We start from the raw sequence: 19,155 nt of genomic DNA on the forward strand, positions 1-19,155 counted from the left end.
CTGAGTGAGAACCATGTCCAAGCACACCCTCTCGGTCCTCGTCGAGAACACGCCCGGCATCCTCGCCAGGATCGCCGCCCTGTTCTCCCGCCGCGGCTTCAACATCGACTCCCTCGCGGTCGGCGTCACCGAGCACGCCGACATCTCCCGCATCACCATCGTGGTCAGCGTCGAGGACTTCCCGCTGGAGCAGGTGACCAAGCAGCTCAACAAGCTGGTCAACGTGCTGAAGATCGTCGAGCTTGAGCCGGCGCAGGCCGTGCAGCGCGAACTCGTCCTGGTGAAGGTGCGCGCCGACAACGAGACGCGCTCCCAGATCGTCGAGATCGTCCAGCTGTTCCGCGCCAAGACGGTCGACGTCTCGCCGGAGGCCGTGACCATCGAGGCCACCGGTTCCAGCGACAAGCTGTCGGCCATGCTCAGGATGCTGGAGCCGTTCGGCATCAAGGAGCTGGTCCAGTCCGGAACGATCGCGATCGGACGCGGCGCCCGCTCGATCACCGACCGGTCGCTGCGCGCCCTGGACCGCTCCGCGTGATCCGGGTCCGGGCGGTCGGGTGACACCGGCCGCCCGGATACCGAGACTCCCCGTCCTCCCGTCCCCCCACCGGCATACGGTGGGAAGCACAAACTGCACACCAAGGAGAGAACCCAAAGTGGCCGAGCTGTTCTACGACGCTGACGCCGACCTGTCCATCATCCAGGGCCGCAAGGTCGCGGTCATCGGCTACGGCAGCCAGGGCCACGCCCACGCCCTGTCGCTGCGCGACTCCGGTGTCGACGTCCGGGTCGGTCTGCACGAGGGCTCCGGCTCCAAGGCCAAGGCCGAGGAGCAGGGCCTGCGCGTGGTCACCCCGGCGGAGGCCGCCGCGGAGGCCGACGTCATCATGATCCTGGTGCCGGACCCGATCCAGGCCCAGGTCTACGAGGAGTCCATCGCCCCGCACCTGAAGGACGGCGACGCGCTGTTCTTCGGCCACGGCCTCAACATCCGCTTCGGCTTCATCAAGCCCCCGGCCGGCGTGGACGTCTGCATGGTCGCCCCCAAGGGCCCGGGCCACCTGGTGCGCCGTCAGTACGAGGAGGGCCGCGGCGTTCCCTGCATCGTCGCCGTCGAACAGGACGCCTCGGGCAACGCCTTCGCGCTGGCCCTCTCGTACGCCAAGGGCATCGGCGGCACCCGCGCCGGTGTCATCAAGACGACCTTCACCGAGGAGACCGAGACCGACCTGTTCGGTGAGCAGGCCGTGCTGTGCGGTGGCACCGCGGCGCTGGTGAAGGCCGGCTTCGAGACCCTGGTCGAGGCGGGCTACCAGCCGGAGATCGCCTACTTCGAGTGCCTCCACGAGCTGAAGCTGATCGTCGACCTCATGTACGAGGGCGGCCTGGAGAAGATGCGCTGGTCGATCTCCGAGACCGCCGAGTGGGGCGACTACGTCACCGGACCGCGCATCATCACCGACGCCACCAAGGCCGAGATGAAGAAGGTCCTCGCCGAGATCCAGGACGGCACCTTCGCGCGCACCTGGATGGACGAGTACCACGGCGGTCTGAAGAAGTACAACGAGTACAAGAAGCTGGACTCCGAGCACCTCCTGGAGACCACCGGCAAGCAGCTGCGCAAGCTCATGAGCTGGGTGGACGAGGAGGCGTGAGCCTCACGCCGAAGGGGCCGGAGCACTGCTGCTCCGGCCCCTTCGGCGAACCCGGACCCGTCACCGCTCCGTGGCCGGTTCGCGGCGTTGTCCTGCCCGTCCAGCCACGGACGGGTGATCCTTCCGCAGTGGCGCAATACGATGCAGGCGGCGCCATTACACTTCGGAACTACAACGCGTCAGGCCCACAGCGTCGTGCGTCTTTCACGCGGCTAGCCCCCTCCTCAGCCTGCGGCCGTCGGGACACGGCCGTCCGCATGCTCCCCCCTAGCTTTTCAAGGCATGGGAGGTGCCCCCAGATCTGTGAGGACTCACGTGAGCTCGAAACCCGTCGTACTCATTGCTGAAGAGCTGTCGCTCGCGACCGTCGACGCGCTCGGCCCGGACTTCGAGATCCGGCACTGCAACGGCGCCGACCGGGCCGAATTGCTCCCCGCCATCGCCGACGTGGACGCGATCCTGATCCGCTCGGCGACCAAGGTCGACGCCGAGGCCGTCGCCGCTGCGAACAAGCTCAAGGTCGTCGCACGAGCCGGCGTCGGCCTGGACAACGTCGACGTCTCCGCCGCCACCAAGGCCGGCGTGATGGTCGTCAACGCCCCGACCTCCAACATCGTGACCGCCGCCGAGCTGGCCTGCGGCCTGCTCCTGGCCACCGCCCGCAACATCCCGCAGGCCAACGCCGCGCTGAAGAACAGCGAGTGGAAGCGCAGCAAGTACACCGGTGTGGAGCTCGCCGAGAAGACCCTCGGTGTCGTCGGCCTCGGCCGCATCGGCGCCCTGGTCGCCCAGCGCATGTCCGCCTTCGGCATGAAGGTCGTCGCCTACGACCCGTACGTGCAGCCCGCGCGGGCCGCGCAGATGGGCGTCAAGGTGCTGACGCTGGACGAGCTCCTCGAGGTCTCCGACTTCATCACCGTGCACCTGCCCAAGACGCCCGAGACCCTCGGCCTGATCGGCGAGGAGGCGCTGCACAAGGTCAAGCCGAGCGTGCGCATCGTCAACGCCGCGCGCGGCGGGATCGTCGACGAGGAGGCGCTGTACACGGCCCTCAAGGAGGGCCGCGTGGCGGGCGCCGGTCTGGACGTGTACGCCAAGGAGCCGTGCACGGACTCGCCGCTGTTCGAGTTCGACCAGGTCGTGTGCACTCCGCACCTGGGCGCCTCCACCGACGAGGCCCAGGAGAAGGCCGGCATCGCCGTCGCCAACTCTGTCCGCCTCGCCCTCGCCGGTGAGCTCGTGCCGGACGCGGTCAATGTCCAGGGCGGCGTGATCGCCCAGGACGTCAAGCCGGGCCTGCCGCTCGCCGAGCGCCTCGGCCGCATCTTCACCGCGCTGGCCGGCGAGGTCGCGGTCCGCCTCGACGTCGAGGTGTACGGCGAGATCACCCAGCACGACGTGAAGGTGCTGGAGCTCTCCGCGCTCAAGGGCGTCTTCGAGGACGTCGTCGACGAGACCGTGTCCTACGTCAACGCGCCGCTGTTCGCCCAGGAGCGGGGCGTGGAGGTGCGCCTGACCACCAGCTCGGAGTCGAGCGACCACCGCAACGTCGTCACCGTGCGCGGCACCCTCGGGGACGGCGAGGAGATCTCCGTCTCCGGCACGCTGGCCGGCCCCAAGCACCTCCAGAAGATCGTCGCCGTCGGTGAGTACGACGTCGACCTGGCGCTCGCCGACCACATGGTCGTCCTGCGCTACGAGGACCGCCCCGGCGTCGTCGGCACCGTCGGCCGCGTCATCGGCGAGGCGGGCATCAACATCGCCGGTATGCAGGTCGCCCGTGCGGTGGCCGGCGGGGAGGCGCTGGCGGTGCTGACGGTCGACGACACCGTGCCCGCCGGGGTGCTGGCGGAGGTCGCCGAGGAGATCGGGGCGACGTCTGCCCGTTCGGTGAACCTGGTCTGAGGTCACCGTTCCCGGGGGCGCTGCCCCCGGGCCCCCGTTCGCCCTGAACGGGATCGCCTCGAACGCCGGACGGGCCGCTTGAGCCCGCCCGGCGTTTTTGTGTTCTCAGGCCGCGGCCTGAGACGGCTCCGTCTCCGTGCCCGGTGCCGCCGTCTCCCTGACGTGGATGCGGCGCAGTGTCGTCGCCGCTCCGGTCGCCGCGAGGAGCAGGACCGCCGCGCCGGTGAGCGCCGCGCCGTGCATTCCGCTGGTGAAGGCCTCCCGGGCGGCGGTGGCCAGGGCGTCTCCCGCGCGCCCCGGCAGGTGGCGGGCGACGGCCAGCGCGCCACCCAGGGTCTCGTGCGCCGCGGCCGGGGCGGAGGACGGGACTCCATGGCGGTAGATCGCCGTGCCGATCGAGCCGAGGACCGCCATGCCCAGGGCGCCGCCGAACTCCGCGCCCGTCTCCAGCAGCGAGGAGGCCGCGCCCGCCTTCTCCACCGGGGCCGCGCTCAGCGCCAGGTCGGTCATCTGGGACAGCACCGCCACGATGCCGGAGGCGAGGACCCCGGCCGCGGCCAGCACCAGCCAGAGCGAGTCCGGGCCGACCAGGGCCAGCATGCCGTAGCCCGCGGCGGCGATCGCGAAGCCCGCCGTCACGACGTAGGCCCGGTTGACGCCCTTCTGGACCAGCGCGGCGGCCGCCGGTGCGGCCATCCCGATCGGCACGGACGGCAGCAGCGCCCACAGGGCCGCCTCCATCGCGCTCTTGCCGAGCACCGACTGGAGGTACTGCGTGGTGAAGAACGCCGAGCCCATCATCGCGAAGGACGACACGAGGTTGAGGACCACCGCGGGCGCGAAGCCCCGGCCGCGGAACAGGGCCGGCGAGATCATCGGCGAGGCCGCCGTGCGCTGGCGGTGCACGAAGAGGGCGGCGAAGAGCAGGCCGACGGCGACGGAGACGACGTACAGCGGGTGGACGCCCTCGGACGGGATCTTCTTCAGGCCGTAGATCACGGGCAGCACCGCCGCCATGGACAGGGGCACGCTCAGCAGGTCGAAGCGGCCCGGTTCGGGGTTCTTCGACTCGGGCAGCAGGAGCGGGCCGAGCACCAGCAGCAGCACCATCGCGGGCAGGTTGACCAGGAACACCGAGCCCCACCAGAAGAACTGGACCAGTACGCCGCTCAGCACGGAGCCGAGCGCGATCCCCGCGGTCATCACGCCCGACCAGACGCCGATCGCCTTCGCGCGCTGAGTGGGGTCGGTGAACATCGTGCGGACCAGCGCCATCGTGGACGGCATCAGGGTCGCCCCGCCGATGCCGAGGACGGCGCGGGCGGCGATCAGGGTCCCGGCGCTGTCCGCGTACGCCGCCACCAGTGAGGCGGCTCCGAACGCGGCGGCGCCGATCAGCAGCAGCCTGCGGCGGCCGATGCGGTCGCCGAGCGAGCCCATCGTCATCAGCAGGCCGGCCAGGACGAAGGCGTAGATGTCGAAGATCCACAGCTGCTGGGTGCCGCTGGGCTCCAGGTCGGCGCTGATCGCCGGGATGGCGAAGTACAGGACCGAGACGTCCATCGAGACCAGCAGCAGCGGCAGCATCAGCACGCCGAGAGCGGTCCATTCCCGTCGCCCGGCGCGTGGCCGGCCCGCGGACGGCGGGGTCGTGGTGGTGCTCGTCGAGTTCGTCATGCCCAGCAATGTACGGGCGTATTAAACGCTTGTCTAGAACGCTTGTATAAGTCAGTCGTCTAGGACGGTTGTATGGATCGCGGGTAGGGTGGCCGGCATGGGACACCGTGAGGACCTGCTGGAGGGCGCCAAGCGCTGCCTGCTGCAGAAGGGGTTCGTGCGCACGACCGCGCGCGACATCGTGAAGGAGTCGGGGACCAATCTCGCGTCGATCGGCTACCACTACGGCTCGAAGGACGCGCTGCTGGTGCAGGCGTACGTCTCCTTGATCGAGGGCGTGGGGGAGTCCGGGAACGACCGCGGCTGGGGTGCGGGCGACGTGGACACGGCGCCCCTGGGGTCGCTGGAGCGCTTCCAGAAGGTGTGGGCGAACGTCATCCGCTCGCTCCCCGAGTCACGCGCGATCTGGCTGCTGAGCTTCGAGCTCGTCCTCCAGGGCGACCGGGTCCCCGAGGTGCGCCGCATGCTGGGCGAGGCCCAGCGGGACGGGCGTTCGGGCCTGACCGCCCTGTTCACCGGCATCCCGGAGGACGAGCTCGACGACGAGACCGTCGAGACGGAGGGCCGCTTCTACGTGACCGTCCTCAACGGGCTGATGATGCAGTGGCTCTTCGACCCGGACTCGGCGACCGGCGCCGACCAGCTCACCGAGGGCCTGCGCCGGATGATCGCGGGAATCGGGCGCGACGACTCCTAGAGCCGCGCCGCCTTCAGTGCCATGTGCAGCAGCAGCCGGTCCTCGCCGTCGTCCAGGTCGAGGCCCGTGAGCTGCTCCACGCGGGACAGCCGGTAGTACAGGGTCTGGCGGTGGATGCCCAGCTCGGCGGCGGTGCGCCCGGCCTGGCCCGCGCAGTCGAGGTAGACCTCCGCGGTGCGGGCCAGCTCTCGGTGGGCGGGGGAGAGCAGCGCGTGCAGGGCGGGGTCGTGCGCGGCCTCCGGCGGCAGCGAGGTGAGCAGCCGGTACGGCCCGATGGCAGCCCACTGCGCGACCGGGCCCAGCCGCGGCTCCGCCAGCGCGGCCCGCGCGGCCGCCGAGGCCTCCGCCCACGCGGCCCCCAGCCCGGCGAGACCCGTCCGCGCCGCGGCGATCCCGGCGGCCACCCCGCCGCGCGAGCCTCCCCCGGTGCTCCGGCCCGGGCCGCCGTCCCGTCCGGCCGCCGCGTCCTGGGCGGCCCCTCCGCTCCCGGCGCCGGTGCCGCCCGCGCCGCCTTCGGGGCGTGCCGCCTCTCCGGCCCCGGCCCCGGCGCCACCGCGTGCGCTTCCCGCGGCGGTGCGTCCGGCACCGCCCGGCGGCCCCGGCGCCGCCGCCCGCTCCAGCAGGCGGGTCGCCGCCGACACCGCCGGTGTCAGGGTGTCCGTGGAGCGCAGGCCGACCAGCAGCACCAGGCTCTGCTGGGTGGTCCCCCAGGGGATCGCGCACAGGGCCCTGGCGCCGGGCAGGGTGCGCACCGAGGGGGCGTCGTCCGGGTCCGCCGACGGCCAGGGGGCCACGCACACCACCGTGTGCGGTCCGTCCGCGCGGACGCCCAGGGCCGTCCGCAGCTCCGCCACCGCCATGTCCCGCGGCCAGCCCGGTTCGGCGGTCAGCACCGCCCGCAGCTCCCGGGTGAGGTCCGCGCCGTGCTGGGCCTCGTCGGCCAGCAGCGCGCCGATCCGCCCGGTCACCAGCATGGCCGCGGCCAGTTGCTGCTCGGTGGGCCCGGGGTCGTAGTCCAGGAGCCAGACATAGCCGAGGACGACACCGCGATGGCGGACCGGGAGGCAGATCCGCCCCCGGTACACGCCCGCCTCCGGGGTCCGCGGGATCCGCACCGGACCGGTCGCCCGGGTGATGCCGAAGCCCTCGAACCAGTGGCGGACGGCCGACGTGGAGCGGCGGGTGAGGATCGAGCGCGTGCGCACCGGGTCCAGGGCGGACGGATCCAGGTCGCCCTCGCTGTCGTAGGCGCCGAAGGCGATCAGCTCGAAGTTCCGGTTCTCCAGGGTGGCCGGCGCGCCGAGCAGCTCCGAGATCTCGTCGACCAGCTCCTGGTAGTCACCCCTGTCACTGGATGTCACTCGGGCATTCTCCCGCATTTCCGCGGAGCCTTCATACATCTGTCTGAGATCACGGGCGCGGATGCGTGACAGCTGTCGATGGCCGACGATCTGAGGAAACCTTTACTTTCACGGTGGTTCTCCGTGCCGCCCCCGAACCGTGGGGTCGCGGCCTTGTTGCTTGTTCGTGTGGAGGTGCCCCGTGCTGGGTCCCGTGATTCTCGCCGCGTCGCGCAGCGACCGGATGCGACGCCTGATCTCGGCGGCCCCGGGGACGAAGCAGGTCGTCGACCGCTTCATCCCGGGCGAGACCGTGGGCGACATCGTCCCGATCATCGAGGACCTCACCGGCCGGGGTCTGGAACTGACCATGGACGTGGTCGGCGAGGACATCACCACCCCCGAGCAGGCCGCCGCCGCACGGGACGCGTACCTGGAACTGATCGACCGGATCAAGGACCTTGAGCTCGGCCCGAAGGTCGAGATGTCCGTGAAGCTGTCCATGTTCGGCCAGGCCCTGGAGCACGGCCACGAACTGGCGCTGAAGAACGTCCGCCCGGTCGTCGAGGCCGCCGCCGCCATCGGCACGACGGTCACCCTGGACGCCGAGGACCACACCACCCTCGACTCGATGTTCGCCATCCACGAGGAACTGCGCAAGGACTTCCCGCAGACCGGCTGCGTCATCCAGGCCTACCTCTTCCGCACCGAGGCCGACGCCCGCCGCCTCGCCGCGAACGGCAGCCGGGTCCGCCTGGTGAAGGGCGCCTACAAGGAGCCCGCCGAGGTCGCCTACCAGAACAAGCACGAGATCGACAAGGCGTACGTGCGCGTCCTGCGCGTTCTGATGCAGGGCGACGGGTACCCGATGATCGGCTCCCACGACCCGCGCCTGATCTCGATCGGGCAGGAACTGGCCCGCACCGCCGGCCGCAAGCTCGACGAGTACGAGTTCCAGATGCTGTACGGCATCCGCAGCGACGAGCACCTGCGTCTGGCCGCCGAGGGCCACCGCATGCGCGTCTACACCGCCTTCGGCACCGACTGGTACGGCTACTTCATGCGCCGCCTCGCGGAGAAGCCGGCCAACCTGCGCTTCTTCCTCCGGAGCATGGTCAGCAAGGGCTGAGCCGCCGCACCCCGCTCGCAACACCGCTCAAGTCAAGGAGTTCGGAACTGATGGACGCTGTGACCCAGGTCCCCACCCCCGTCAACGAGCCGGTGCACGGCTACGCCCCCGGCTCGCCCGAGCGTGCCCGCCTGGAGGCCAAGCTCAAGGAGCTGGCCGAGAACCCGATCGACCTGCCCTGCACCATCGACGGCGTCAGGCGCCCGGGTGGCGGCGAGTCCTTCGAGGTCGTCCAGCCGCACAACCACAAGGCCGTCATCGGCACCTACCGCAACGCCACCAAGGCGGACGCCCAGGACGCCATCGACGCCGCACTCGCCGCGGCCCCGGCCTGGCGCGCGATGTCCTTCGACGACCGAGCCGCGATCATCCTGCGCGCCGCCGAGCTGCTGTCCGGCCCGTGGCGCGAGACGATCGCCGCCTCCACGATGCTCGGCCAGTCCAAGACCGCGCAGCAGGCCGAGATCGACAGCCCCTGCGAGCTGGTGGACTTCTGGCGCTTCAACGTCCACTACGCCCGTCAGATCCTCGCCGAGCAGCCCCCGGCCAACTCCCCGGGCGTGTGGAACCGCATGGACCACCGTCCGCTGGAGGGCTTCGTCTACGCGATCACGCCGTTCAACTTCTCGGCGATCGCGGCCAACCTGCCCACCGCGCCGGCCCTCATGGGCAACGTGGTGATCTGGAAGCCGTCCCCGACCCAGACGCACGCCGCCGTGCTGCTCATGAAGCTGCTGGAGGAGGCGGGCATGCCCAAGGGCGTCATCAACCTCCTCACCGGTGACGGCATCGAGGTCTCCGAGGTGGCCCTGAACCACCGCGACCTGGCCGGCATCCACTTCACCGGTTCGACCAAGACCTTCCAGTACCTGTGGAAGACGGTCGGCAACAACATCGAGAAGTACCGCGCCTACCCGCGCCTGGTCGGCGAGACCGGCGGCAAGGACTTCGTGGTCGCCCACCCGTCGGCCGACCGCGCGGTGCTGAAGACCGCGCTGACCCGCGGTGCCTTCGAGTACCAGGGCCAGAAGTGCAGCGCCACCTCCCGCGCCTACATCCCGGCGTCGATCTGGAACTCCGGCTTCAAGGAGGAGTTCGCCGCCGAGGTCGACTCCCTGACCATGGGTGACGTCACCGACCTGTCGCACTTCATCGGCGCGGTCATCGACGAGCGCTCCTTCGCGAAGAACAAGGCCGCGATCGACCGGGCCGGGCAGGACCCGTCCTGCACGATCGTCGCGGGCGGCACCTACGACGACTCGGTCGGCTACTTCGTCCGCCCGACCGTCATCGAGTGCACCGACCCGGAGAACGAGGTCTTCACGACCGAGTACTTCGGCCCGATCCTCGCGGTGCACGTGTACGACGACAGCTCGGCCGACGCCTACGACGAGATGCTGACGCAGATGGAGTCGGTGTCGGACTACGCCCTGACCGGCTCGGTCATCGCGGGCGACCGTGCCGCCGCGGCGTACACGATGGAGAAGCTGCGCTACGCGGCCGGCAACTTCTACATCAACGACAAGTCGACCGGCGCCGTGGTCGGCCAGCAGCCCTTCGGCGGCGGCCGTGCCTCCGGCACCAACGACAAGGCGGGCGCCCCGCAGAACCTGATGCGCTGGACCCTGACCCGCGCCATCAAGGAGACCCTGGTCGCACCGACCGACTACGGCTACCCCCACATGGGCTGACCAGCCCTCCCTGGCACGGGCCGGGAAGCCTGCCCCCGAGCAGGCCTCCCGGCCCGTCTCCATGTCCGCCGGGACAGACTCTCCCCATGACGCGAGCGGTGGAAGACATGGTGGAGACGGACGACGGAGTGCGTCTGTGGGCGGAACGCTCGGGTCCGGACGGCACCCCGCTGGTGCTGTGCCACGGCGGCCCCGGCCTGTGGGACATGTTCGGGGACCTGGCCGGGCTGCTGGCCGGCGTGACCCCGGTCGTCCGCTGGGACCAGCGCGGCTGCGGACGGTCGCAGCGCTGCGCGGGGCCATGGACGAGCGAGCGCTTCGTCGCCGACCTCGATGCCGTGCGCCGGCACTTCGGTCTGGACCGGATGGCCCTGCTCGGTCACTCCTGGGGCGCACAGCTCGCCCTGAGCTACGCGCTGGCGCATCCGGAACGGGTGAGCGCGTTGGTGTACGTGGCCGGAACGGGGATCGGGCCGGACGAGGACTGGCATCCCGCGTACCGCCGGAACTTCCTGGCCCGGCTCGGCGAGCACCCCGAACGCCTCGCCCGCAGGCAGGAGCTGACGGACCGGCCGCCGGGGACGGAGGCCCAGGACCAGGAACGGGCCGTGCTCCAGTGGTCGGCCGATTTCGCGGACCAGAAGCGGGCACTCGTGCTCGCCGAGCGCATGGCCGACCCCTGGTTCGGCATCAACTACGAGTGCAACCAAGGACTGAACGCGGAGCGGAAGCGGACCTGGGGCACGTCCGGGCTCGACGCCGCCTGCCGTCGCCTCGACCTGCCGGTCGTGATCGTCGACGGCGGCAGGGACATCCGCCCGCGCACGGCGGTCGACTCCCTGGAGCGGGCCCTGCCCCGGGTGCGCCGGGTCGTCTTCCCGGACGCCGGGCACATGCCCTGGGTCGAGGAACCCCAGGGCTTTCGCCGGGCGGTGGCGGCGGCGCTGTGAACCCCTGTCCGGACGAAAGGGCAGGTCGGCGGGGGGTCCGCCGACGCGCCGTCTCAGATAGTAGGAAGTCCGAGTAATGGTGGAGACAGGCGCCCGTTCCTCGCTTAGCTTTGAAGGAGCCGAACGTCTCGCTGATCAAGCGAATGGCGGTCGTGAGCCGGGCCCCGCGCAGGACACCCCTGCGGCACCGCTCCCCGCCCCCTTCCGGCGTATCTCGTTTCTCATCCGCACCCCACGTGTGCCGAAGGAGCTGATTCCCCATGGCCGCAGCCGCTCTCCGCCGCCGTGTCCGTCACACCACCCGTGCCGGCGAGTCCGACCGCAAGAACGCCGCAGCCGCCCTCCAGCGCGCCCTCGACCGTCGTGACAACGGTGGCGAGACGGGTCACTGAGCCTCCGGGAGCCGTCCTCGAAGTGTCCGGATCGCGGACGCTCCGTGTCATCCCATGGGACGAGGAGTAGGGTGCCGGCATGTCTCGCAGCATCGATCTCGCAGTGATCCCCGGTGACGGAATCGGCCAGGAAGTCGTGGCCGAGGGCCTGAAGGTCCTGTCCGCCGCCCTACCGCAGGACGTGAAGCTGGAGACCAAGGAGTACGACTTCGGCGCCCGGCGCTACCACGCCACCGGGGAGACCCTCACCGACGCCGACCTGGAGCAGCTCGGGCGGCACGACGCCATCCTGCTCGGCGCCATCGGCGACCCGTCGGTGCCCTCCGGCGTCCTGGAACGCGGCTTCCTGCTCAAGCTCCGCTTCGCCTTCGACCACCACGTCAACCTGCGCCCGAGCAAGCTCCTGCCCGGTGTCGCCACCCCGCTCGCGGGCGACCCGCAGATCGACTTCGTCGTCGTCCGCGAGGGCACCGAGGGCCCGTACACGGGCAACGGCGGCACCATCCGCAAGGGCACCGAGCACGAGGTCGCCACCGAGGTCTCCGTCAACACGGCCTTCGGTGTCGAGCGCGTGGTCCGCGACGCCTTCGCGCGCGCCCAGGCCCGGCCGCGCAAGAAGCTCACGCTCGTCCACAAGAACAACGTGCTGACCTTCGCGGGCCACCTGTGGACGAACATCTTCAACAAGGTGGCCGAGGAGTACCCCGAGGTCACCACCGAGTACATCCACGTCGACGCGGCCACCATCTACCTGGTGACCCAGCCCGAGCGGTTCGACGTCATCGTCACCGACAACCTCTTCGGCGACATCATCACCGACCTCGCCGCGGCCGTCTCCGGCGGCATCGGCGTCGCCGCCTCCGGCAACATCAACCCGAGCGGCGAGTTCCCGTCCATGTTCGAGCCGGTCCACGGCTCGGCCCCGGACATCGCGGGCCAGGGCAAGGCCGACCCCACCGCCACGGTCCTGTCCGTCGCCCTGCTGCTGCGCCACCTCGGCTACGAGTCCGAGGCGACCCGTATCGAGGACGCGGTCTCCGCCGACCTCGCGGAGCGGGGCGCGCTGCCCGCGCGGAGCACCGCCGAGATCGGCGACGCGCTCCGCGTACGAGTAGCGGGCTGACCCGGCCGCCACTCGAAAACTTCGAAGCCGTCGGGTCGCATCAGCGCCCGGCGGCTTCCCCCTGTCCGCCGCCGGGTGCCACCATCAGTCCCGGGGCCGCATTCACCCCGTTTTCTTCCGCCGTCGGCTCCGCGCGATAATCGAACGCGGAGCCGCGGTATGAGGGAATGCTCGGACGTCCAAGCACAGGCCTCCGGACGTACGGGCGTGAGCGCGGCCCGTCACAACACACTCGGTGAAGGACACTCACTCATGACGACGCCCACGATCGAGCTCAAGCCATCGGCCAGCCCGCTCTCCGACGCGGAGCGGGAGGCCATCCTGGCCAACCCCGGATTCGGCCGCCACTTCACCGACCACATGGTGACGATCAGGTGGACGGAGGGCCGGGGCTGGCACGACGGCCAGCTCGTTCCGTACGCGCCGATCCCCCTGGACCCCGCCACGCATGTGCTGCACTACGCGCAGGAGATCTTCGAGGGCCTGAAGGCCTACCGCCGGCCCGACGGCTCGGTCGCCACCTTCCGCCCGGAGCGGAACGCCAAGCGCTTCCAGGCGTCCTCCCGCCGTCTGGCCATGCCCGAGCTGCCCGTCGAGACGTTCATCGAGGCCTGTGACGCCCTGGTCCGCCAGGACAAGGCGTGGGTGCCGGCGCACGGCGGCGAGGAGTCCCTCTACCTGCGCCCGTTCATGATCGCCACCGAGGTCGGGCTGGGCGTCAAGCCCGCCAACGAGTACCTGTTCCTCGTGATCGCCTCCCCGGCCGGCGCGTACTTCCCGGGCGGCGTGAAGCCCGTCTCCATCTGGGCCTCCGAGGACCGCGTTCGCGCCGTCCCCGGCGGCATGGGCGACGCCAAGACCGGCGGCAACTACGCGGCCTCCCTGCTCGCCCAGGCCGAGGCCGCCGCCAAGGGCTGCGACCAGGTCTGCTACCTGGACGCCGTGGAGCACAAGTGGGTCGAGGAACTCGGCGGGATGAACCTGTACTTCGTGTACGGGAACAAGATCGTCACCCCGTCCCTGAGCGGTTCGATCCTGGAGGGCGTCACCCGTGACTCGCTGCTGACGGTCGCCCGCGACCTCGGCTACGAGTCCGAGGAGGCCCGCGTCTCCATCGACCAGTGGCAGCGCGACTCCGAGAACGGCACGCTGACGGAGGTCTTCGCCTGCGGTACGGCCGCCGTCATCACCCCGGTCGGCACCGTCAAGCGCGCGGACGCCGAGTGGAAGCAGTCGGGCGGTGAGCCCGGCGAGGTCACGATGAAGCTGCGCCAGGCCCTGCTGGACATCCAGCGCGGCGTCACCGAGGACAAGCACGGCTGGATGCAAGCGCTGGCGTAGCCGCCCGCCGGGGCCCGCGCCTCACCGGCCGCCTCCCGCTGCCCACCTCCCGTTCCCCGTCCGCCGGCTTCGCGAACCGGCGGGCGGGGAACGGCAGTTGATGGCCTGTGGATCGATCTCCTCGGAACAGCCCTAGTGCCGTGCCGGGCGTCGCGAGCCGGTGGACCTTTCCGCTCGCAGCACTAGATGCCGATGTCGGCGCGCGCCGGTTCCTTCCCGGCCTCGACGGGGGCCGACGGCCGCGGCCGCGGGGTGAGCAGCAGGTAGACCAGGCCGCCGACGGCTCCCGACAGCAGGAAGCTGCAGTCCACGCCGCCGGTCGGGGACAGCAGCGGTCCCTCGTACGACGGCAGGGACACGGCCAGCAGACCGACGCCGGCGCCCACTGCCCAGGAGACGGTGGCCTGCACGTTCCAGCCGGACCGGTACCAGTAGACCCCGCCGTGGGAGCGCCGGTTGAAGACCTGGAGGGCGTCGGTGTCGTACACCCCGCGGCAGCGGGCGAAGCCGATCAGGGTGATGACCGCCCACGGGGCGCCGATCGCGGTGAGCAGGAGGACGAAGGAGGTCATCGCCGACTGGGCGTCCCAGGCGAAGTGGCCGGCGAAGACGCAGGCCGTGGCGACGACGGCGACGGTGTAGGTGGCCCGGGCGCGGGAGGCCCGCGGCAGGATGGCGTCCAGGTCGAGGCCCATCGAGTACAGCATCAGGCCCGCGTTGCCGACCGAGCCCGCGGAGGCGGACAGCAGCAGCGGGACCAGGTACCAGGTGGGGGAGGCGTCCACCAGCGGCCCGGCGTAGTCGAGGGCGGCGCGGGCGCCGTAGGCCGTGAAGGTGCCGAACAGTTGCGGGACCAGCAGGCCGAGGATCAGGCCGAGCCAGGTGGCGCGCAGCACCCGCCGGGAGGAATACCGGGTGGGGGAGATGTAGCGGGTGTAGTCGCCGAGGAGGGTGATGAAGGCGATCGGACCGGACAGGCCCGCGGCCACCGTCGCGAGGAACCACGTGGGCCAGAAGCCGCCCAGCGGATAGCCTCCTGCCTCCGGCAGCGCGTCGGTGGTGAAGTGCGGGGCGTAGGCGATCACGCCGAGGATCAGCAGGGCGGTCATGCCGACCGCGAGCACGCGGGACATGGCGAGCAGCACCCGGTAGCCGTACACCGCGCCCGCGACGGTCGCCGCGGCGAGCAGGGTGTAGACGACGCCGTACGCCACCGCGCTCGGCGTCAGTCCGAACAGCCGGTGCAGGACGGAGACCATCACATCGCCGCCGATCCACACGGTCAGCGCGGTGTAGCCGAGGGCGAGCAGCAGCCCGACCACCGAGCCGACCAGCCGGCCGCGCATGCCGAACTGGGCGCCGGAGGAGGTCGACAGGTTGGTGCCGGTGCGCAGGGAGACCAGCGCCAGCGGGGCCGTGAACAGGGTGCCGACGACCGTGCCCACCACGATCGAGCTGAGCGAGGCCCACCAGCCGAGCCCGAACGACGGCGGCAGCCAGCCGAAGATGATCACGCCGAGACACAGATTGGACCCCAGCAGGATCGACACCAGATCGCGCGGACCACTGGTCCTCCCCCAAGCTCTTCGAGCAGGGGGGACCCCCACTCTTCTGGGATGGTGTCGACTCCGCGCTGTTCTATCGGCATGGCAGGTCTCCTTCGACGGCCGCCCGGAAGTTAGAGCGACGTTCAATGTGACGGCTGAGTGGCTTACCCGTCAACGGTTCCTTTCTGTGAATCTCACGTTTAGAGTGTTGCTCTAATGTGACGAGCAAGGAGGTGCCGCGGCGTGAGACTGACCCCCACCGAACGCGACCGGCTGCTGCTGTTCAGCGCCGCCGAACTGGCCCGCGCCCGCAGGGCCCGCGGCCTGAGGCTCAACGTCCCGGAGGCCACCGCGCTGATCGCCGACACGGTGTGCGAGGCCGCCCGCGACGGCGCCCGGCTCGCCGAGGCGATCGAGCGCGCCCGCACGGTGCTCGGCCCGGACGACGTTCTGCCCGGCGTCGCGGACGTGGTCACCGAGGTGCATGTCGAGGCGGTCTTCGACGACGGCTCACGGCTCGCGGTGGTCTCCGACCCGATCGCCGGGGGCGGCCTGGGCGAGATGGCTCCGGGCGCGCTGCTGCCGGGACCGGAGCACGCCGAGCCGGAGGCGGCCGTACGGCTCACCGTCACCAACACCGCGTCCGTGCCGGTCTCCGTCACCTCGCACTTCCACTTCTTCGAGGCCAACCCGCGCCTCGACTTCCCGCGCGAGCGGGCCTACGGCATGCGCCTCTCGGTGCCCGCCGGATCGTCCGTGCGGTTCGGACCGGGGGAGAGCGTCGAGGTCGGCCTCGTGCCGATCGGCGGCGAGCGGATCGCGATCGGCTTCGCGGGCCTCGTCGACGGGCCCCTGGACGCGCCGGGGGCCAAGGAAGAGGCCCTGCGCCGGGCCGCCGCCTGCGGATATCTGGGAGCCGGCCGATGAGCATCGACCCGTACGCGTACGCAGCCACCCACGGCCCCCGGGCCGGCGACCGCGTCCGCCTCGGCGACTCCGGCCTCGTGATCCGGGTCGAGTCCGACGCGCAGCGGTACGGCGACGAGTTCCTCGCCGGCTTCGGCAAGACCGCCCGGGACGGACTGCACCTGAAGGCGGCGGCGGTCCGCGAGACCTGCGACGTGGTGATCAGCAACGTCGTCGTCATCGACGCCGTGCAGGGCATCCGCAAGGTCTCCATAGGCATCCGCGAGGGGCGGATCCAGTCCATCGGGCGGGCCGGGAACCCCGACACCCTCGACGGCGTCGACGTCGTCGTCGGCACGGGCACCACGATCGTGTCCGGCGAGGGCCTGATCGCCACCGCCGGCGCCGTCGACACCCATGTGCACCTGCTGTCGCCGCGCATCATGGAGGCCTCGCTCGCCTCCGGCGTGACCACCATCATCGGCCAGGAGTTCGGGCCGGTGTGGGGCGTGGGCGTCAACTCGCCCTGGGCGTTGCGGCACGCGTTCGGCGCCTTCGACGCCTGGCCGGTCAACATCGGCTTCCTGGGCCGCGGTTCGTCCTCGCACTCCGCCCCGCTAGTGGAGGCGCTGGCCGAGGGCGGCGCCTCGGGCTTCAAGGTGCACGAGGACATGGGCGCCCACACCCGCGCCCTCGACACCGCACTGCGGGTCGCCGAGGAGCACGACGTACAAGTCGCCCTGCACAGCGACGGGCTGAACGAGTGCCTGTCGGTCGAGGACACCCTGCGGGTCCTGGAGGGCCGCACGATCCACGCCTTCCACATCGAGGGCTGCGGCGGCGGACACGTCCCCAACGTGCTGAAGATGGCCGGCGTCCCGAACGTCATCGGCTCCTCCACCAACCCCACCCTGCCCTTCGGCCGGGACGCGGTCGCCGAGCACTACGGCATGATCGTCTCCGTCCACGACCTCAAGACCGACCTGCCCGGCGACGCCGCCATGGCCCGCGACCGCATCCGCTCCGGGACCATGGGCGCCGAGGACGTGCTGCACGACCTGGGCGCGATCGGCATCACCTCCTCCGACGCCCAGGGCATGGGCCGGGCCGGCGAGACCGTGCGCCGCACCTTCGCCATGGCCGGGAAGATGAAGGCCGAGCTGGGTCCGGTCGACGGGGACGGCCCGGACGACGACAACGCGCGCGTCCTGCGCTACATCGCCAAGCTGACGATCAACCCCGCCATCGCGCACGGCCTCTCCCACGAGGTCGGCTCGATCGAGACCGGCAAGCTGGCCGACATCGTGCTGTGGCGCCCCGAGTTCTTCGGCGCCAAGCCGCAACTGGTCCTCAAGTCGGGCTTCCCCGCGTACGGCGTGGTGGGCGACCCGAACGCGGCCACGGACACCTGCGAACCCCTGGTGTTGGGACCGCAGTTCGGCGCGCACGGCGCCACCCCGGCCGAGATCTCGGTCGCGTTCGTCGCCCAGGCCGCCGCGGACCAGGGCCACGACACGATGCCCACCCGGCGGCGCCGGGTCGCCGTGCGCGGCACCCGCGGTATCGGCCCCGCCGACCTGCGCCTCAACTCCCGTACCGGATCCGTCGACGTCGACCAGCGCACCGGCCTGGTCACCCTGGACGGCGACCCGGTCCGCTCGGAGCCCGCCGACTCCGTCTCCCTCAACCGCCTGTACTTCCTGTGACCTCCGTGACCCCTGCGAGGACTCCCGAGATGAACACCCCCGCCGCCGACGGCTTCCGCATGCCCGCCGAGTGGGCGCCGCACGAGCGCACCTGGATGGCGTGGCCGGGTCCCAACCCGACCTTCGACACCCCCGACGACGTCGCCGCCTCCCGTGCCGCCTGGGCGTCGGTGGCCCGTGCCGTACGCCGCTTCGAACCGGTGACGGTGGTCTGCGGCCCCGGCCAGTCGGCCGAGGCCCGCACCCTCCTGGGCGACGGCATCGACACCGTCGAACGCGATCTGGACGACGCGTGGATGCGCGACATCGGCCCCACCTTCCTGATCAGTGACGCGGGTGAACTCGCCGCCGTCGACTGGACGTTCAACGGCTGGGGAGCCCAGGACTGGGCCCGCTGGGAGCACGACGGGAAGATCGCCTCGTATGTCTCGGACCTCGCGGGCGCGAAGACGTACGCCTCCTCGCTCGTCAACGAGGGCGGCGGGATCCACGTCGACGGCGAGGGCACGGTCCTGCTGACCGAGACCGTACAGTTCGGCCCCGAGCGCAACCCGCACTGGACGAAGGAGCAGGTCGAGGCGGAGATCCACGCCCACCTCGGCACCCGCAAGGCGATCTGGCTGCCGCGCGGCCTGACCGGCGACTACCCGCCCTACGGCTACGGCACCCTCGGCCATGTCGACATCGTGGCCGCCTTCGCCCGCCCCGGTGTCGTCGTCGCCCACCACCAGCCGGACCCGGCCCACCCCGACCACGAGGTGACCAAGGAGGTCATCGGCCTCCTGAAGTCGGCCACCGACGCCGAGGGCCGCCCCCTGGAGGTCGTCGAAGTCCCCGCCCCCACCGTCCTGGAGGCCGACGGGCACTGGGCCGACTACTCCTACATCAACCACTACCTCTGCAACGGCGGCGTCGTCCTGTGCGCCTTCGACGACCCGCGCGACGAGCAGGCGGCCGGCATCTTCAGCCGGCTCTTCCCCGACCGCACCGTGACCCCGGTCGACGCCCGCGCCATCTTCGCCGGCGGCGGAGGCATCCACTGCATCACCCAGCAGCAGCCGAAGCCGGTCGTCAGATAGCAGCCGGTCAGGTACAA

General features: G+C 71.1%; 15 protein-coding genes and 1 pseudogene. 13 read left to right on the forward strand and 3 right to left on the reverse strand.

The features are described from left to right. The first annotated feature begins 13 nt into the window (after positions 1 to 13). From ilvN to serA, 3 genes are all read left to right on the forward strand, one after another. Positions 14 to 538 carry an acetolactate synthase small subunit gene (gene ilvN, locus OIE49_RS25010; RefSeq protein ID WP_326804230.1) on the forward strand — a complete coding sequence of 175 codons (525 nt, stop codon included), beginning with the start codon at positions 14 to 16 and terminating at the stop codon, positions 536 to 538. Positions 539 to 656: 118 nt separating this feature from the next. After that, positions 657 to 1,655, forward strand: a complete 999-nt coding sequence (gene ilvC / locus OIE49_RS25015) for a ketol-acid reductoisomerase (RefSeq protein ID WP_326804231.1) — start codon at positions 657 to 659, stop codon at positions 1,653 to 1,655. A 315-nt stretch (positions 1,656 to 1,970) separates the two neighbouring features. After that, positions 1,971 to 3,560 (forward strand): phosphoglycerate dehydrogenase, encoded by a 1,590-nt coding sequence (gene serA, locus OIE49_RS25020; RefSeq protein ID WP_326804232.1) that lies wholly within the window; start codon positions 1,971 to 1,973, stop codon positions 3,558 to 3,560. Positions 3,561 to 3,665: 105 nt separating this feature from the next. Here the strand turns inward: serA and OIE49_RS25025 are convergent, their stop codons facing one another. After that, positions 3,666 to 5,237, reverse strand: a complete 1,572-nt coding sequence (locus tag OIE49_RS25025) for an MFS transporter (protein WP_326804233.1) — start codon at positions 5,235 to 5,237, stop codon at positions 3,666 to 3,668. Between the two features lie 97 nt (positions 5,238 to 5,334). On the opposite strand from OIE49_RS25025, the gene OIE49_RS25030 reads away from it, so the two are divergent. Continuing rightward, the gene (locus OIE49_RS25030; RefSeq protein ID WP_326804234.1) at positions 5,335 to 5,934 is read left to right on the forward strand and encodes a TetR/AcrR family transcriptional regulator; all 600 of its coding nucleotides are present in this window, start codon (positions 5,335 to 5,337) and stop codon (positions 5,932 to 5,934) included. Here the strand turns inward: OIE49_RS25030 and OIE49_RS25035 are convergent. Continuing rightward, positions 5,931 to 7,313, reverse strand: a complete 1,383-nt coding sequence (locus OIE49_RS25035) for a PucR family transcriptional regulator (RefSeq protein ID WP_326804235.1) — start codon at positions 7,311 to 7,313, stop codon at positions 5,931 to 5,933. The two genes, OIE49_RS25030 and OIE49_RS25035, sit on opposite strands and share 4 nt — an antisense overlap. A gap of 163 nt (positions 7,314 to 7,476) precedes the next feature. Here OIE49_RS25035 and OIE49_RS25040 point away from each other — a divergent pair, with 163 nt between their 5' ends. The 6 genes from OIE49_RS25040 to OIE49_RS25065 all read left to right on the forward strand — a co-directional run bounded on the left by OIE49_RS25040 (position 7,477) and on the right by OIE49_RS25065 (position 13,900). Beyond that, on the forward strand, positions 7,477 to 8,403 hold the full coding sequence (locus tag OIE49_RS25040; RefSeq protein ID WP_100572117.1) for a proline dehydrogenase family protein: 927 nt from the start codon (positions 7,477 to 7,479) through the stop codon (positions 8,401 to 8,403). Positions 8,404 to 8,453: 50 nt separating this feature from the next. Beyond that, complete coding sequence (pruA, locus tag OIE49_RS25045; RefSeq protein WP_326804236.1) at positions 8,454 to 10,094, forward strand: L-glutamate gamma-semialdehyde dehydrogenase; 1,641 nt, start codon at positions 8,454 to 8,456, stop codon at positions 10,092 to 10,094. Positions 10,095 to 10,180: 86 nt separating this feature from the next. Further along, the gene (locus OIE49_RS25050) at positions 10,181 to 11,044 is read left to right on the forward strand and encodes an alpha/beta fold hydrolase (RefSeq protein ID WP_326804237.1); all 864 of its coding nucleotides are present in this window, start codon (positions 10,181 to 10,183) and stop codon (positions 11,042 to 11,044) included. Positions 11,045 to 11,304: 260 nt separating this feature from the next. Then, complete coding sequence (locus OIE49_RS25055; RefSeq protein ID WP_326804238.1) at positions 11,305 to 11,436, forward strand: hypothetical protein; 132 nt, start codon at positions 11,305 to 11,307, stop codon at positions 11,434 to 11,436. Positions 11,437 to 11,515: 79 nt separating this feature from the next. After that, a complete protein-coding gene (locus tag OIE49_RS25060; protein ID WP_100572113.1) occupies positions 11,516 to 12,559 on the forward strand; it encodes a 3-isopropylmalate dehydrogenase in 1,044 nt (347 codons plus the stop codon). Positions 12,560 to 12,811: 252 nt separating this feature from the next. After that, positions 12,812 to 13,900: a branched-chain amino acid aminotransferase gene (locus OIE49_RS25065; protein ID WP_326804239.1), complete on the forward strand. Its 1,089-nt coding sequence runs from the start codon at positions 12,812 to 12,814 to the stop codon at positions 13,898 to 13,900. Positions 13,901 to 14,082: 182 nt separating this feature from the next. On the opposite strand, the pseudogene OIE49_RS25070 reads toward OIE49_RS25065, so the two are convergent. Further along, a pseudogene (locus OIE49_RS25070) lies at positions 14,083 to 15,548 on the reverse strand (cytosine permease). A gap of 142 nt (positions 15,549 to 15,690) precedes the next feature. Between OIE49_RS25070 and ureA the strand changes: the two are divergent. Genes ureA through OIE49_RS25085 form a run of 3 tightly spaced genes read left to right on the forward strand, consistent with a single transcriptional unit; the run spans position 15,691 to position 19,138 of the window. Further along, positions 15,691 to 16,374: an urease subunit gamma gene (gene ureA, locus OIE49_RS25075; protein ID WP_326804240.1), complete on the forward strand. Its 684-nt coding sequence runs from the start codon at positions 15,691 to 15,693 to the stop codon at positions 16,372 to 16,374. Beyond that, on the forward strand, positions 16,371 to 18,059 hold the full coding sequence (locus OIE49_RS25080; RefSeq protein ID WP_326804241.1) for an urease subunit alpha: 1,689 nt from the start codon (positions 16,371 to 16,373) through the stop codon (positions 18,057 to 18,059). Before ureA ends, OIE49_RS25080 begins: the two co-directional genes overlap by 4 nt. A gap of 29 nt (positions 18,060 to 18,088) precedes the next feature. Then, complete coding sequence (locus OIE49_RS25085) at positions 18,089 to 19,138, forward strand: agmatine deiminase family protein (RefSeq protein WP_326804242.1); 1,050 nt, start codon at positions 18,089 to 18,091, stop codon at positions 19,136 to 19,138. Positions 19,139 to 19,155: the final 17 nt, after the last annotated feature.

Source organism: Streptomyces sp. NBC_01788, from assembly GCF_035917575.1.
Classification (GTDB): domain Bacteria; phylum Actinomycetota; class Actinomycetes; order Streptomycetales; family Streptomycetaceae; genus Streptomyces.